The following is a 14,861-nucleotide window of genomic DNA, read 5'->3' as shown; positions in this document are numbered from 1 at the left end:
GCTGTTGGCGATCAGCGCACTATTTAAAATCGAGACCTGTTCCGCCCAGAGGTTGCTGCGCGTCAAGAGCGGGGCAAAGGCCAGGCGCAGGTTCAACCGTTCGAAGTAATTGGCGGTATTGAGCGAAAGCGCGTGAACGATATGTCCATGCAGATCAAACACCTGCCGTTTGGAAACCCGGTTGTACTGCACGACCTTCCAGCAGGTCATGCTGACTGGGATAACAACAATCGCCAGCACGATGAGAAACCATTTTTTGGGCATCTAGGAACCTTTTTGAGTATTGAGCAGCACAATTTCAATCCGGCGATTCTCCGCCCGGTGATCCGGGGTATCATTCAAGACCCGGGGACGGTACTCCCCGTATCCCCGCGCGGTGAGACGTTCCGGAGGCACCCCCTGGGCCACCAGACACGTGATCACACTGAACGCCCGTCCTACCGATAATTCCCAATTGGATTGGAACGGCGAATGGCTGCCGACCGCCAGATTATCGGTATGTCCTTCGACAACAATATCACCGGTAAAACGGGTCAACTCCGGCGCCAGCTGGTGCAGCATCACCCGGGCGGAATCGCGCAAATCCGCACGGCCGGCATCAAACAACAGCGCGTCCGGCAGGTTGATGTCAATCCGCTCCGCCTGCACATCCACGTCCGCCAGACGCGTTAAGCGCTGGATCATCCCTTTCTGTGATTCCCGGACCGCCCGCATCTGCCGGACTTTTTCTGTTTCCCAGGACACTTTCTTCTGCCAGACCCGATGCGCGAAAAGAACCAGGAAGAAAATCATGAGGATCGTCATAAAATCGCTGTACGAAACAACCCAGAGCTGGGTCATATCGGTTTCCCGCGTTTGTTCCGGATCGGTCCACGGATCCTCTGAATAATTGGGGGTCGGATTATTCATACCGTAAAATACTGATTTCGATCCGCCGGTTGGCCGTGCGATGATCGAGGGTGTCATTCGGAAAACGCGGATGATACTCGCCATAGGCCGCCACGCCGACCCGGCGGGGCGAGAGCCCCTCGTAACGAATCAGATAGCGCACGACCGCCATGGCCCGGGCCATCGACAATTCCCAATTGGACGCGTAACGGCTGCCGGGACGCAGCGGCTGGTTGTCGGTATGCCCTTCAATCAAAATCGTATAGGGAACGCGCCGGATCGCTTGCGCGATGGCATGCAGCACCAGCTGGTCCTGTCCCCGCAATTCGCCGTCGCCGGGGGCAAAAAGCACCTCGTCCGGGAGCGCCATCTGAAGGCGGTCCTCGCGCGCGACAATCGGGGCGTCTGCGTTGGAAACCATTTTCAGACTGTGGGCCAGGTCTTCATACCAGGGGGAGGCCTTCCGCGCATATTCCAGTCGGTTTTTCATGGAGGCGACCGCATCAGACATCGCGGCCGGCCCCATGAACGAAAGGGCGTACAGACTGAGAAAGAGGAGAAACAGGTTTGTGATCAGGTCTGAATAGATCGTCAGCCAGATATACTGGCTTCGGCTCTGGAAATTAATGGGATGAATTTTTTCCAACTCGAACGCCATGGCTGTTTAGGCGGTTCTCTGTCCCGCCGGTCCTCCTCCACGCCCCGGCTGGATTTGATCCCATTTGTGCGCTTCGGCAAACGACTGGAGCTTCCGGGCCGCCAACGCCGGCACTTCATTCTGCTGGATCGACAAAATCCCTTCGATCATCAGTTCTTCCAGAAACACTTCTTCCTGCGCATAGACATTGAGCTTGCCGGCGATGGGCAGAAAGATGAAATTAGCTCCAAAAATTCCGTAAAACGTGGCGGTCATGGCGATCGCCATGGACGAACCGATGGTTTTGGGATCGGTCAGGGTCATCAGCACCTGCACGACCCCGACCAGCGTTCCCAGCAATCCAAAAATCGGAGCATAGGCGGCGGCGCTGCGAAACACATTGGCGGTCTGCATATGACGATCCCGGGAAAAACGGATCTCTTTGATCAGATTGCTCCGGACCATCTCCGCGGGCAGGCCATCCATCACCATGCGAAGCCCGTGGGATAAAAATGAAATGCCGATTTGATCGAGATCGGGCGCAAGGCTGTCCACCCCCTGCCGCCGCGCTTTATCCGAAAGCCTCATCAAAATCTGAATGAGGACATTCGCCCCGGGCCGGGCCCCTGGAAAAAGAAAAATGCGCAACGCCCGGATCGACTGAATCAAGACCGATTGCGGGTAGCTTAAAAGCGTCGCCCCGAGCGTCCCCCCATAAACGAGAATGATCGCGTGCAGATTAAAGATCAGGCCAACGGCGTTGCCGCTGACCAGCACGTATCCAACGGTGCCTAATCCAATCAAGTAACCCAGAGGGGTCATCCAATCCATGAAGCGCTCCCGTTCGTTATTCCTTTTCGACGGGACCTGCGGCGATTAACTCATCCGCCGCGGGTCCTATTTACTTTCTCTCCGGCAAACTGATCCGTCCCTCCGCCAGCAGCCGGCGGCCCAGGCCCATCAGACGGGTTCGGGCCTCCTGCAAGGCCACGGCGTCGCTGCCCGACATCTCCAGCTCCTGTTGAATAATTTCACGTGTTGCCGCCGGGAGCTTACTCAGTATGGCCTCGCGCACCGGAGACTCTTCGGCTTTCAGCGCCAGAGCCGTCGCCGGATAGCCCAGCTCCTGAACCAGGAGCCGCAAGGCACCCGGGTTCAAGATGTTCACGTCCTCAATAAAGAATGTTTTCTGGCGCAGCGATTGCGCGAGCTCCGGCACCTGCTGATCCAGCGTGTCGAGCAGCGCCCGCTGGGTCTGCGGCTGCGTCAGCTGATACACCGCCTCGATCCACTCGACGCCGCCGACGAGATACGGAAGCCGGCTTTTCACCTGTTCTTCGACTTCTTTCACGACTTCCGAAGGCACCTCGCGGGCCTGACTCAGCTCGCTCATGATGGCCGATTGGGCCTCCGCATCCAGGGAATTCAGCACCCGGCTCGCCCATTCCGGAGGCAGGTACGCCAGGACCAGCGCGGCCTGAGGCGCGCTCATCTGGCGGATCAGAATGGGGAGCTTGTTCAACTGGTTTTCGTGAATGAACCGGAACGGGACGTCGGCTCCGTTGCCGCTGTCCGGGCCGAAGTAACCGTTCACGCCGTTGTGCAGGGTAACAGTTTCACCCCCCTGCGCAGGGGAAGGGGTTTTGGACGACGCGCTGTTCACGGCGTAGGCCGCTTGTTCCCCCACGCGGGGCAGCATCGCCAACAACCGGTTCGAGAAAGCCCGAACCGGCCCAAACAGGAAAGCGACCAAAATCAGCAAAATGATCGCCACCAGGATCAGCAGGATGGTGAAAATCAGTGTGGAACGATCATTCATCCCGTTGGGGAACCCTCCTCCTCGGCTGACGACCGGAGTCGTACTCACCGTGGATCCCCCGGCCGGCGGCGCGGCATGATTGCCGATCAGCGGAGAGTTCTGAATATCCATTTCATCGCCCCGGAACGGATTAAACGGGATCGTGGCGCTTAAGACATCCCGAATCGCCCGGATCTGATCCGACGTGATTTCGGGGGCGACCAGAACCGTGATACTCATTTTTCGAATCAGAGCTTCCCCGGAAACCGCGTTGACCACCGTTTCGTTGGAAGCCGGTTCGTTGGGCGCACCGTACTCTTTCTTTTGCGGAACGCCCGGAAGGATGTAGCGGTTTTCATTCAAGAACTGATTTTTGGCGCGATTGCCTCCGGCCGTGGACCTGACACTGGTTGTCGCCGCATTTTTCTCCATCTCAATCTTGACGGTCACCAGGTAGCTGTTGGGAGGCAGGGTCTTGGCCAGGACGCTTTCGATGCGCTGCTGCATCTGGGCTTCCAACGCCAGTTGCTCCTGTTCGAATTTGGCCAGGGAAAAGCGGGCCCCGCCGACCAGCAAGCCGGCCAGGAGCCAGAGAGGCCATCGATGGATCCGTTTCATTGAAGACTCTTTCATCCTTTACCGCTGCAACTGCTGCGTGACTCCCGGCGGCAACACCAGCACCTGACCGACGACCAGTTGATACGGATTCTTCATATACGCGCGGTTGGCGTCATAGATTTTTCGCCACACGCTGCGGTTTTTGTAGATCTTTTCAGCGATAATCATCAGCGTATCGCCCTTTTCGACCTTATACGTCAACGCCTGGGCCGGCGCCCGGTCTGTTTCCGTCGTGGATTGCTGCAGGAAACTCTTGAGCACATCGTTTTTCGGGTCCAGAGCGAAGGCCTGCTGCCAATACACACGGGCTTGTTTCACCTGTCCCATCGCGTAATACACCGATCCCAACCGGGTCAGCGCCAGCGCATTGTCCGGCTCCAGATCTAACACTTCTTGACATTCTTTGGCGGCCACCAGGTATTCTCCGGAGTATATTTTTTCAAGCGCTTTTTGAAGTTTCTGGTCGATCAGATTTAAACGCGTATCCAGAATTTCCATGGATTCCGGCGCGGACTTTTTCACCATGTCCACCAGTTCCGGGATGTCCTGGTCCTGGGGGTTCTTCTGTTGCGCATACATCAGGAAATTGAGGGCTTTGGCGGGATCGTTCTGCAGATACTGCATGACTCCGCGTTTGACCAGATCGCCGGAGTTCGGTTCCGTCGGCGCCTGAGGCAAAATGGTGGCCACCGCATCCACTTTTTGACGCATCTCGGCGATGATCTTGTCGTTCGAATTGAGGCGTTCGGCTTCGAGGAACGCGGTCTGCGCCTGCTTGTAATTCCCCAGACGGGCCTGCTCCAACCCCTGCTGGTAGAGGGCCTGTGATTTCTCGCGCGAGATCGCGCTCACCGACTGCAGCGCCTGGTCATCCGCCAGCACCTGCGCCCGCTCGTCTTCGAGAAACCTCGTATCGCGTCCCCGGATTTTATAGAGCTTGATCAGGCGATCCAGCAGAACGATGCGCTCCTGGAGCGAGATCCCGCTTTCCACGCGCTTGTGATAGCCCTCCAGCTGAACGGCGAGATCATCCTGGGCCGCGATCTCGTCTTCGTCCCAACTCCACGCCCCAACCGGAACCGGGCCCAGGACCCCCGACAGGAGCACCAGGCTCAAGACCATCGATCCACAAATCCATCGAAAATCGTTTAGGTGTTTCATACTCAACTTCTCCTTCCAAACCGGAATGTCATGGATACCTGATGCGTTCCGAAGGTGCCTTTGATTCCGCTCAGCGGATAAATCAACGCGTAATCCACTTGAAGGCTTTCCCAGCGGTAGGCAAAACCAATCGATGTCAGCTGGTAACCCCGCTGTCCAAATCCCAGTCCGCCCCGAACCCCCAGCCCGTTGCCGAACCAGCGCTCCCCTCCGATATTCAAACGGAACTCCTCCTGGGTGAACTTCTGCATCGAGAACTCAGCGTCGACGGCAGAGGTTTTGGTCCGGCGGGCCAGCCCCACTTTGTAGACGGCGCTGACCGGATCTGAATCGTCGGAGGACAACGCCATGTTGGGCGAATTCATGTTCAAGATCGTAATCCCGATGCCGTAAATGCGCGAGAGCCGGTATTGCGCGCCCAGATCAACCGCCATCCCGGATTTCGAACTGCCGTTCTGCGCGAAGAGGGGATCGGCCCCTCCCAAGGGAGCCCCCGTATCCGAATTAATGGCATTCTGGGTATACGTATCTGATCCGAAGGATTTCCGCAAGAACTTTAGGTTTCCGCCCAGGTTCCATTTCATGCCGAGCGCATGGGCGTAGCTGAGGGCCACGGTACTTTCCGAATACAGGTCCGCCAGGGACAAGGACAAGTAGCTGATCCCGAACGTCCCTCTGGTCTTCATCGGATGGGCGTAAGCCACAAACGAACGGCCGATGGAGGATCCATCCGATAACCCCGCGTACAGTTTCGAGTAGTAGGCGGTGAATTCCGAGCGATGCAGTTGGACTAGGCCGGCCGGGTTGTAGTAAATCGAATAGACGTCATCGGCAATACCGGTAAACGCATTCCCTAGACCGGCGGCGCGGCCACCGGTGGGCAACTCTTCAAACGAGGCGAAGACGGTTGAGAGAGAGAGACAGATGATCAGGAGGCTGGTGAGGGTTAAAACAAACCATCGCGCGTGAACGCGTAATCGGCGGGAGAGGGCAACCGGATGAGGTAGAGGTTGTGGAGCCACGTTCCTTTTATAAGGGAAGCTGGATCAAAGGAAAGTAAAATATTAGTAACAATTAATTGGCTTGATTCTTAGATATGTTCTTACCTATTACCTTGCGGGGAATGTGAGGATCGTTGAGATTTCTGTGAGGATGCGGAAAACAGGGTTTAATTTAGTTGAAAATACGCATCAATTCAAGCGTGTTGAGAACGACCTTATCGGGCTTGGCCTGTCTCATCTGATCTGGATTCCCGAAGCATGAGATAACCCCGCAGGTACAACAACCCGCTCTTCGTCCTGCCAGAATATCGTTGATGCTGTCTCCAACAACAACAGCCCGATGCGAATCACGAACATGCATCTTCATCAACGCATAACGGATGGGTTCCGGGTCAGGTTTCTTGGTCGGCAACGAATCGCCGCCGAGAACGACTTGAAAACGGGAGAGGATCCCCAATCCTTCGAGAATATGCTGAGTGGCACGCATCGGTTTATTCGTAATCACCGCCAATTTTTTGTCGCGGAAGTGGCCCAGAACATCCTTGACTCCGGGATAAAGACGAGTTTTATCCAGACAATGCCGGCGGTAATACCGTTTAAAATAATCGACTCCCTGACGAAGTTTCTCTCCGTGCAGTCCGGGCACCGCCCGCTGGACCAGCGCCACGACTCCGTCGCCGACAAACGAGGTGATCAGGGACTCCGAACCGGGCGGCAGACCGTGGCGCTGCTGAAAGGTGCGCACGGAATCGATCAGATCCGCCGCGGAATCGATCAGCGTGCCGTCGAGATCGAAAATCAAAGCGTCGATTTCAATCATGGTTTGTTAATCCCAGACGACTCAACCGGTTGCCTTCAAAAAGCCAATCCCGCGGATCGAGTCCTTTGCCGAGCACGAGAACCTGAAAAGCGCTCCCCAGGCCCTCCGGATGGACCAGGTAGCGCAAACCGGCCCACTCCCGACCAACTCCGTCATCCCCTGCGGTCACTGGCAGGAGATCCATCTTGGCGTTAGGTATAGATTCCCCGCCAGAACCCGCGGGGAATGACAATCTGTTTTCCCACAAAAAACGCGCGCTCGTCATCAAAAAAGAGCCCATATCCATGTACGCAAGAGGACACAATCCCGCTTCCTGCGCGTCGAGCGCCAGACTCGTAAAATCGACATCCGCGGTCATGTCCATGATCTCATCCGACAAGACATCACTTCGCACCGCATGACGGATGAATCCCCGCAAGGTGCCACGGGAGCGCTCCGGGTGATAATACTCGTGCGCCGGACGGCCATAGTCGATAAGGGCCACCAGCCCCGAGGAGAGCGAGGCCGCCACACTCCGGATCCACTCTCCCATCGCCAGATTGATTTCCGTCTCATATCCTTCCGGCAACCACGATTCTTCAACCCTTACCCCGTCATTCCCGGCGGTCTCTGGCCGGGAATCCATCATGCCGTGTGACGATAGATCCCCCGCCAACAACTGCGGGGGATGACGAGTTGGGGATAACCGGATTCCAATTCGAGCGAAATAAGCTTCTAGACATGAGGTCGAGGGATCGGTCCACACTAGCCTCTTTCCGCTAGCGGTTTGTTCCACATACGCTTCCTGGAGTCGCCCTTGATGGTTACGCACCCGGTGCACGGGAAACGCATCAATCAATTCGTTGGCGAAAAAACATCCGGTCAGAGGAGAAGCCTTCAGGGAAGACAGATCTGGCAGGACCCGGAAGGGACAGGGCATGGACGACTCGAGCAATTCCAGGGAACGACATCGGGTCGGGCTGCGCTCAACAGCGATATAGTTCAATCTACCGAGTTGCTCGCGGTGGTCTTTTTGGATCGCCGCTCCGATCGCGCGGGCCAGATGGCCTTCGCCGGCTCCCATCTCGACGAGGTGAAAGGGCCGCGCGGCAAACTCATTCGCCCACCGCATCCAGATGGCGGCGAGCAACCGGCCAAACACCGGGCTCACATCCGGAGCTGTAAAGTAATCCCCGGCCCGGCCGCTGGCCGCCGCACCGGAAGCGTAATACCCCTGCGGCCCGTAAAGCGTCTGGTCCATATATTCCGCAAAGGAGAGCCGGGTCATTTCCGCACGTGGACAGGAAGTCCGCTGATGGTTGTTCGGGGAGGAGTGGCTTCGTCTTTGTCCGGGGAAAGCACTTTGTCCGAATAAGGGCACACGTTAATCAGTTCACATTCCCAGCAACGCGGCCGGCGCGCGATGCAGATGTAGCGGCCGTGAAGCACCATGGCCTGCGAGAAAAAGATCCACTGGGACGACGGGATTAATTTGTTCAAATCCATCTCGATTTTAACCGGGTCTTCCTGCTTCGATAATCCCAGCCGGTGAGAGAGCCGGATCATGTGCGTGTCAACGACAACCCCGGAAGCGATGCCATAGGCGGCCCCGAGAAGCACATTGGCGCTTTTACGGCCAATGCCGGGCACGTCCAATAACTCGTCCATGGTTTTCGGCACTTTCCCTTTGAACCGCTCCACCAGAACCCGGCACGCGGACCGGATGCTTCTCGTCTTGCTGCGGAAAAATCCGGTACTGCGGATTTCCTTCTCGAAAACAGCCGGGTTGGACGCCGCAAAGCCGGCGGCGGTATGGTACTTTCGGAAAAGCCCCCGGGTAACCGAGTTGACGCGTTGATCCGTTGATTGGGCGGACAAAATGACCCCAACCATCAGCTCCAGCGGGTTCTTGTGGAGCAACTCGCAGCGCGTCACCGGCCACTGCTTCCGCAGCAGGCGCAGGATATTTTTTGCCTTTTGGACCACGAAACAACTCCTTATTCGATTTTACCCTCACCCCCGCCCCTCTCCCTCAGCAGGGAGAGGGGGTCGAGCAATCTTATATTCCCTCCCCCTGCTGAGGGGGAGGGCAAGCCGGACGGCCATTGGCCGGACAGGCGCGGGTGAGGGTACCTACCGACGTTTTTTCAGATATGTTTTTATCTGCTCCAACGGCAGCGTAGTAATAACATCCTCTTTCGTCAGCCAGCCTTTGCGCGCGATCCCGACACCCCGAACATACCCATGAAGGTCTTCTTTCGCGTGCGCATCCGGATCAATCGAAAACCGGCAGCCGAGTTCCCTGGCGCGGGGAATCCAGCGCCAGTCGATGTCCAGCCGGTCGGCCAGCGTATTGATTTCGACCGCCACGCCTTCCCGGCCCGCGGCCTTCAGCACTTCCTCGACGTTCACCGCGTAAGGCTGGCGCCGGAGCAGGAGCCGGCCTGTCAAATGCCCCAGGATCGTCACGAACTTATTCTGGAGCGCCTGGACGATACGCGCGGTCATCTCCGCTTCCGGCATCGTATAGAGCGAATGCACCGAGGCGATCACAAAATCAAAATCCTTAAGGACGTCATCCGGGTAATCCAGCCGGCCGTCTTTCAGGACATCACACTCCGTCCCCCAGAAAATATGAATCTTGAAGCGTTTTTGTAAGCGCTCAATCGCCTGACGCTGCTGACGCAGACGCTCGAGAGTCAGCCCGCCGGCATAGGAAGCCGCCTGGGAATGATCCGAAATCCCGACGTACTCAAAACCCATCTCCTGCGCTGCCTGGATCATTTCCTCCAGCTCCACCGTGCCGTCGCTCCAGTTGCTGTGAACATGAAAGATACCCCGGAGATCCTTGGTCTCGAGAAGCTTCGGCAGAAGACCCTTCTCCGCCGCCTCGAACTCCCCGCGGTCCTCGCGAAGCTCCGGCGGAATGAAGGACAGCCCCAGTTTGGCATACAGCTCCGCCTCATCACGGCAAGGCACGCGTTTATTTCCCTTCCGGAAAAGACCGTACTCGGAAAGCTTCAAATGCCGCGCCTGAGCACGCTGACGCATGACAATATTGTGTTCTTTACTGCCGGTGAAGTAATGAAGCGCAAACGGATACTCGTCCTCTTTGACCACCCGGAGATCCACCTGGATGCCGTTGTGAAAAAGAACACTCGCTTTGGTGTCCCCCTCGCCAAGCACCCGGACGACCCCCGGTAATTTGACGAACGTTTCCATAATCGGGCCGGCGGGCTTGTCACTCGACACCAGAATATCCACATCGTGGACGGTTTCCTTGTGGCGGCGTAGACTCCCGCAGAAAGCGATCTGTTTGACGTGGGGAAGTTTTCTCAGCCGGCCGATTATCTCGTCGGCCAGGGCGCGAGCATCGTCGAGGAGATGCTCGGCGGCATGCTCCGCCAGAAAGTGGATACTTTTCAAAATATTGGCCTGCGTGGTTTCGCCAAACCCTTTGAGCTTGGCGACCTTCCCCTCCAGGCAGGCTTTCTTCAACGTCGGGAGATTCTTGACTCCCAGTTTCTCATAAAGAAGCACCGCTTTCTTCGGCCCCACACCCTGGAGTCGCGTCAACTCCAGAAGACCAGGATGGACGCTTTCACGCAACTCTTCGTAGTAAGGCAGTTTTCCGGTGGTGACCAGGTGGGCGATCTTCTCGGCGAGAGCCTCGCCGATGCCGGGAACATCCACCAGACGGTTTTCTTTGACGAGGGCAGCGAGGTCTTCGGAAAGACTCGGCAGAAGCCGCGCCGCATTCTGGTAGGCTCGGATTTTGAAGGGATTTTCTCCCTTCAACTCCAGCAGAACGGCGATTTCCTCAAGGATGGAAGCGACTCCGGCTTTATCCATTAAAAACGGTTGGATTTGTCATAAGATTCACTGGAACTTTTACCGATTGAACAAGACAATTTTATCTCATTTTGTCCGTCGTCGACCCTGATAGAATACCGTATGAGCTTCGTTTTTAAGGAGCGGTCCCGGGAACCGGAACGGATGGACCTGGAACCGCTGGATGCGGCGGCCACCACCCGCATTCTCACCGCCTTGGAGCGCGTGAACGAATGGCTGGGCGGCGTGCAGGCCACGCTGGCGCGGCTCCGGCGTTTTTCTCATCGATGGCAGCCGGGGGAACGCCTCCGCTTCATCGACTGGGGAACCGGCGGCGCGGATATGCCGCGCGCCATCGTGCGGTGGTGCCGGCGAAAGGGCTTTCGAGCCGAGATTTTGGGGATCGACGTCAATGAGGCGGTCCTGACCTACGCCCGCCAGGCGTGCCGTGACTATCCGGAAATTACGCTTGTTCACTCGGATTTAAACACCTTCATCCCTTCCGGCGAACCGTTTGATTATGCCCTGTCATCGTTGTGTCTCCATCATTTGTCTGACCCAGAAATCGTTGCGCTGCTCAAACGCAGTGACCGTTTGACCCGGCGCGGTCTTATCATGAATGATCTCGAACGGAGCGGAAGGGCCTGGGCGTGGATATGGACATTGACGCGGCTGCTCCGCGCGCATCCGATCGTGCAGAACGATGGACCGCTGTCGGTGAAACGCGCCTTTACCCGGGCCGAACTGGAAGGCTTTGCACGTGAAGCAGGCCTTTCTTACGTAAAGGTTGAAACGCATTTCGGTTACCGCCTGACGCTCGCGGGTGAAAAAAATGACCGGCACACCTGACATCATCGTGATCGGCGGCGGACCCGCCGGATCCTCCAGCGCGATCCGGCTGGCACAGGCCGGCTTTCAGGTCTGTCTCTTCGAAAAAGACCATTTCCCCCGCCCGAAACTCTGCGGCGGTTTTCTGAGTCCGGAAACCCTTCCGGAACTGGAGGCACTGGGCGTTTTGGAGCTGATTCAAAAAGCCGGCGCCTGGCCGATCCGGCATATCGTTGTCAGCTCGCCATCCGGTAAACGCGCGGAAGCGGAATTGCCCGGAATGGGGCTGTCTCTGGCACGCGAAACGTTGGATTCCCTTTTACTGCAGCGGGCAAAATCGGTCGGTGTTTGGGTAGAAGAACACCACGATGGCCTCAACGCACCGGATTCGTCGATCTGGACCGTTGTCGCTACCGGCCGCATGACCCCTCCTATCGGCAACGGCCCGGCCTATTACGGCCTTCAGGCGATCTTTGAGAATATTCCGTCCGTGACCCAGCAGGTCGAACTGGACCTGATCCCCGGCGGGTATGTGGGTTTGGCGCGGCAAGACACGACGCGCGTCAATGTCTGTGCGTTGACGACTCAAAACGCCATCAAAACACTCGGTCCCGCCCTCGATAACGTCCTGAGTCACTGGATGCGTCAGAACCCGATCCTCCATCGGCATCTCGCCCAGGCGCACCGGATCACATCCTGGCAGGCGGTGGGTCCGGTCGTGATGGGGCTGCGCCGCCTCACCGACGGCCGGCGGCTGTTTGTCGGAGACGCCGCCTTTGTGATCGATCCTTTCCTTGGGGAAGGTATCGCCATGAGCCTCTATGGATCCCGGCTTCTGGCGGAGGCCTTTACGCAATCCAAGCGCCCGGTTGACGAAGCTTACGCCGCGGCCTGGCATGATCGTTTTGACCGGCCCTTGCCGATCCACCGCGTGCTGAGGTCGGTTCTCGACAATCGTTTCAGTCAGAACCTGCTGGTCTCGGGCCTTCGGATGTTTCCACCGGCCCTCCGGTGGCTGGCGGCACGAACACGATTAAAAACATCCGACTCTCTGGTACCGGCCTTATGAATACCTCAAACGTCATAGAGATAACGGCACCGTATGGCCGGCTCTTCCGGATCGCCGCGGATGTCACTCGATGGCCGGAGATCCTGCCCCATTACCGCTGGGTAAAAGTGCTTCAGAAGAAGGGCAATCAAATCACGGTGGAGATGGCCGCCCGGCATAAAGGACTTCCGCTGTGGTGGCGCGCGATCCAGCGTCCCCTGCCGGAGGAAAAGCGAATCCTTTTTACGCACATCGGCGGGATTACCAAAGGGATGGAGGTTCAGTGGATCTTCCAACAAGTGGGTGAAACCCCTGGCGGACAGCCGGTCTGGTCCGTTCAAATCCATCATCAATTTGAGCCGAAGTGGCCGCCTCCAGGCCCCTGGCTGGCGGAACGGATCATCGGAGAGATGTTCGTTAAACAAGTCGCGCAGAAAACGTTAAAACGCATCAAAGAACTTATTGAGGTTAACCCATGAAACGCGTTGTTATTACCGGAATCGGCTGCGTCACCCCTTTGGGCATCGGCTCGGAAGCCCTGTGGCAAGGGATCTGCCGGGAAAAATCCGCTGTCCGGCGAATCACCCGCTTTGACACGTCCGCTCTCCGATCACGGATTGCCGCCTCCATCGAGGATTTTGACCCCTTCAAATTTATGGAAGCCAAGATCGCCCGGCGGCTGGACCGTTTTTCGCAGTTTGCCGTGGCCTGCGCCGGGATGGCTCTGCAGGAGGCCAGGCTCACCGTGGATCAGCCGGACCATGCAGGGACCTATGTCGGATCAGCCTTAGGCGGCATCGGCCATGCGGAAGAGGAACATACACACCTCGTCCAGGAAGGGCTTCAGGCGGTTGATCGGCTGATCGCCCTATCGGTTTTTACCGGCGCGGGCGCTTCAAACGTCTCCATCGCTTTTGGTTTAAATGGTCCCGCCCTTTCCAACGCCAACAGCTGCGCGGCAGGCACCATCGCGATCGGGGAAGCCTTCCGGATGATCCAGGCGGGTCAGGTTGAGGTCATGCTCGCCGGAGGTGCGGAGGCTCCTCTGGCACCGCTTTGTTTCGGAGCCTTTGACCTCATTCGGGCGATGTCGACCCGCAATGACGCGCCGGAACAAGCCTCCCGCCCTTTTGACCGCGCGCGGGATGGGTTTGTGATGGGAGAGGGAGCGGCTCTTTTTGTCCTGGAGGAACTGGAACATGCGGTCAAGCGAGGCGGGCCGATTTATGCGGAGATCCTGGGCTACGGCGTCACCAGCGACGCTTATCGCATGACTTTTCCGAGGCCGGACGGGTCACAAGTCGCGCGGGCTATTCAATTGGCTTTAAAAGAGTCTCGTCTCGAGCCTTCCGCGCTTGACGCGATCAATGCTCACGGCAGTTCCACGCCGATTAACGATAAAACCGAAACGCTGGCGCTGAAAATAGCTCTGGGCCCAGCCGCGCGGGAGATCCCGATCAGCGCCACCAAAGCGATGCATGGCCACGCCTTAGGGGCAACGGGAGCCATGGAGGTGGCCATCAGCCTCTTGGCGATGAAGCACAGCCATATTCCCCCCACCCTCAATCTCGAAAACCCGGATCCGGAGTGTGACCTGGATTACGTGCCGCAGAAAAGCCGTTCGAAACGCCTGACACACATCCTGACTCATTCGTTCGGATTCGGCGGCTCAAACGCCGCTCTGGTCCTGCGCTCCTCTCCAATCTCATTTTGAAAATGTTATATTATGCCGTCCGACCAGCGATTTTCGCGGGTGTGGTTCAATGGTAGAATGCGAGCTTCCCAAGCTTGAGACGAGGGTTCGATTCCCTTCACCCGCTCCAGATTTACCGCATTAACATGCTCAAGAAAATTTTCGCGTACCTCGAAGCGCAATCCAAATCGCAGATAATTGGGTTATCGATCTCTCTGTTCATCATTATTTTTTTGATCAACAATTGTACCCCCCTCAAGATCAGTTTTAATGCCTTTTATCTCTTTCCGACCTGCCTGGTCGCCAGCTATGTCAATTGGTGTTGGGGATTTGTTTTTGCCCTGGCGTCCTCCGCCGCCTGGATACTGGCCCTTCATTCCATCGGTTTGACGTATGAGAAACCCGTTTATCTCCTTTGGAGTTTTGCCGTGCGCGTAGCGTACTATCTGATGATGGTGTTTTTCGCCATCACCTTGCGCAAGAGATTCTTATTCGAACATTCCATCTCACGCGTTGATCCTTTAACCAACTTACTGAACAGCCGGGGATTTTATGAAAA

General features: G+C 57.0%; 16 protein-coding genes and 1 tRNA gene. 6 read left to right on the top strand and 11 right to left on the bottom strand.

What is annotated here, in order from left to right; all coding sequences use genetic code 11:
• The 11 genes from WC859_10500 to polX form a co-directional block, all read right to left on the bottom strand.
• Positions 1-264 (bottom strand): hypothetical protein (locus WC859_10500; GenBank protein MFA5976576.1); only part of this gene is annotated, 264 nt, incomplete at its 3' end.
• Positions 265-909 (bottom strand): flagellar motor protein MotB, encoded by a 645-nt coding sequence (locus WC859_10495; GenBank protein ID MFA5976575.1) that lies wholly within the window; start codon positions 907-909, stop codon positions 265-267.
• Positions 902-1,546: a flagellar motor protein MotB gene (locus tag WC859_10490; GenBank protein ID MFA5976574.1), complete on the bottom strand. Its 645-nt coding sequence runs from the start codon at positions 1,544-1,546 to the stop codon at positions 902-904. The genes WC859_10495 and WC859_10490 overlap by 8 nt, the downstream gene beginning before the upstream one ends.
• Positions 1,547-1,552: 6 nt before the next feature.
• Positions 1,553-2,356: a MotA/TolQ/ExbB proton channel family protein gene (locus WC859_10485; GenBank protein MFA5976573.1), complete on the bottom strand. Its 804-nt coding sequence runs from the start codon at positions 2,354-2,356 to the stop codon at positions 1,553-1,555.
• A 70-nt stretch (positions 2,357-2,426) separates the two neighbouring features.
• Complete coding sequence (locus WC859_10480; GenBank protein ID MFA5976572.1) at positions 2,427-3,941, bottom strand: FliG C-terminal domain-containing protein; 1,515 nt, start codon at positions 3,939-3,941, stop codon at positions 2,427-2,429.
• 18 nt (positions 3,942-3,959) lie between these two features.
• A complete protein-coding gene (locus WC859_10475) occupies positions 3,960-5,102 on the bottom strand; it encodes a tetratricopeptide repeat protein (GenBank protein ID MFA5976571.1) in 1,143 nt (380 codons plus the stop codon).
• Between the two features lie 2 nt (positions 5,103-5,104).
• A complete protein-coding gene (locus tag WC859_10470) occupies positions 5,105-6,124 on the bottom strand; it encodes a type IX secretion system membrane protein PorP/SprF (protein MFA5976570.1) in 1,020 nt (339 codons plus the stop codon).
• Positions 6,125-6,275: 151 nt separating this feature from the next.
• Positions 6,276-6,923 (bottom strand): HAD-IA family hydrolase, encoded by a 648-nt coding sequence (locus WC859_10465; GenBank protein ID MFA5976569.1) that lies wholly within the window; start codon positions 6,921-6,923, stop codon positions 6,276-6,278.
• Positions 6,916-8,190, bottom strand: a complete 1,275-nt coding sequence (locus tag WC859_10460; GenBank protein ID MFA5976568.1) for an SAM-dependent methyltransferase — start codon at positions 8,188-8,190, stop codon at positions 6,916-6,918. The genes WC859_10465 and WC859_10460 overlap by 8 nt, the downstream gene beginning before the upstream one ends.
• Positions 8,187-8,888 (bottom strand): endonuclease III, encoded by a 702-nt coding sequence (gene nth, locus WC859_10455; GenBank protein MFA5976567.1) that lies wholly within the window; start codon positions 8,886-8,888, stop codon positions 8,187-8,189. The genes WC859_10460 and nth overlap by 4 nt, the downstream gene beginning before the upstream one ends.
• Before the next feature lie 147 nt (positions 8,889-9,035).
• The gene (gene polX, locus WC859_10450) at positions 9,036-10,754 is read right to left on the bottom strand and encodes a DNA polymerase/3'-5' exonuclease PolX (GenBank protein MFA5976566.1); all 1,719 of its coding nucleotides are present in this window, start codon (positions 10,752-10,754) and stop codon (positions 9,036-9,038) included.
• Between the two features lie 102 nt (positions 10,755-10,856).
• On the opposite strand from polX, the gene WC859_10445 reads away from it, so the two are divergent.
• The 6 genes from WC859_10445 to WC859_10420 all read left to right on the top strand — a co-directional run.
• Positions 10,857-11,582 carry a methyltransferase domain-containing protein gene (locus WC859_10445; GenBank protein ID MFA5976565.1) on the top strand — a complete coding sequence of 242 codons (726 nt, stop codon included), beginning with the start codon at positions 10,857-10,859 and terminating at the stop codon, positions 11,580-11,582.
• A complete protein-coding gene (locus tag WC859_10440; GenBank protein MFA5976564.1) occupies positions 11,566-12,630 on the top strand; it encodes an FAD-dependent oxidoreductase in 1,065 nt (354 codons plus the stop codon). Before WC859_10445 ends, WC859_10440 begins: the two co-directional genes overlap by 17 nt.
• Positions 12,627-13,088, top strand: coding sequence for an SRPBCC family protein (locus WC859_10435; GenBank protein ID MFA5976563.1), 462 nt, complete (start codon positions 12,627-12,629; stop codon positions 13,086-13,088). The genes WC859_10440 and WC859_10435 overlap by 4 nt, the downstream gene beginning before the upstream one ends.
• Positions 13,085-14,323 carry a beta-ketoacyl-ACP synthase II gene (fabF, locus tag WC859_10430; protein ID MFA5976562.1) on the top strand — a complete coding sequence of 413 codons (1,239 nt, stop codon included), beginning with the start codon at positions 13,085-13,087 and terminating at the stop codon, positions 14,321-14,323. The genes WC859_10435 and fabF overlap by 4 nt, the downstream gene beginning before the upstream one ends.
• Before the next feature lie 35 nt (positions 14,324-14,358).
• A tRNA-Gly gene (locus WC859_10425) sits at positions 14,359-14,432 on the top strand.
• Positions 14,398-14,861: hypothetical protein (locus WC859_10420; protein MFA5976561.1), on the top strand; the 464-nt coding region annotated here is incomplete at its 3' end. The genes WC859_10425 and WC859_10420, both read left to right, overlap by 35 nt.

The sequence above is a fragment of the Elusimicrobiota bacterium genome (assembly GCA_041660185.1).
GTDB lineage: Bacteria > Elusimicrobiota > Elusimicrobia > 2-01-FULL-59-12 > 2-01-FULL-59-12 > JBAZWU01.
The sequence above is the reverse complement of the archived record's forward strand: the minus strand, read 5'-3'. Positions and strand labels throughout refer to the sequence as shown.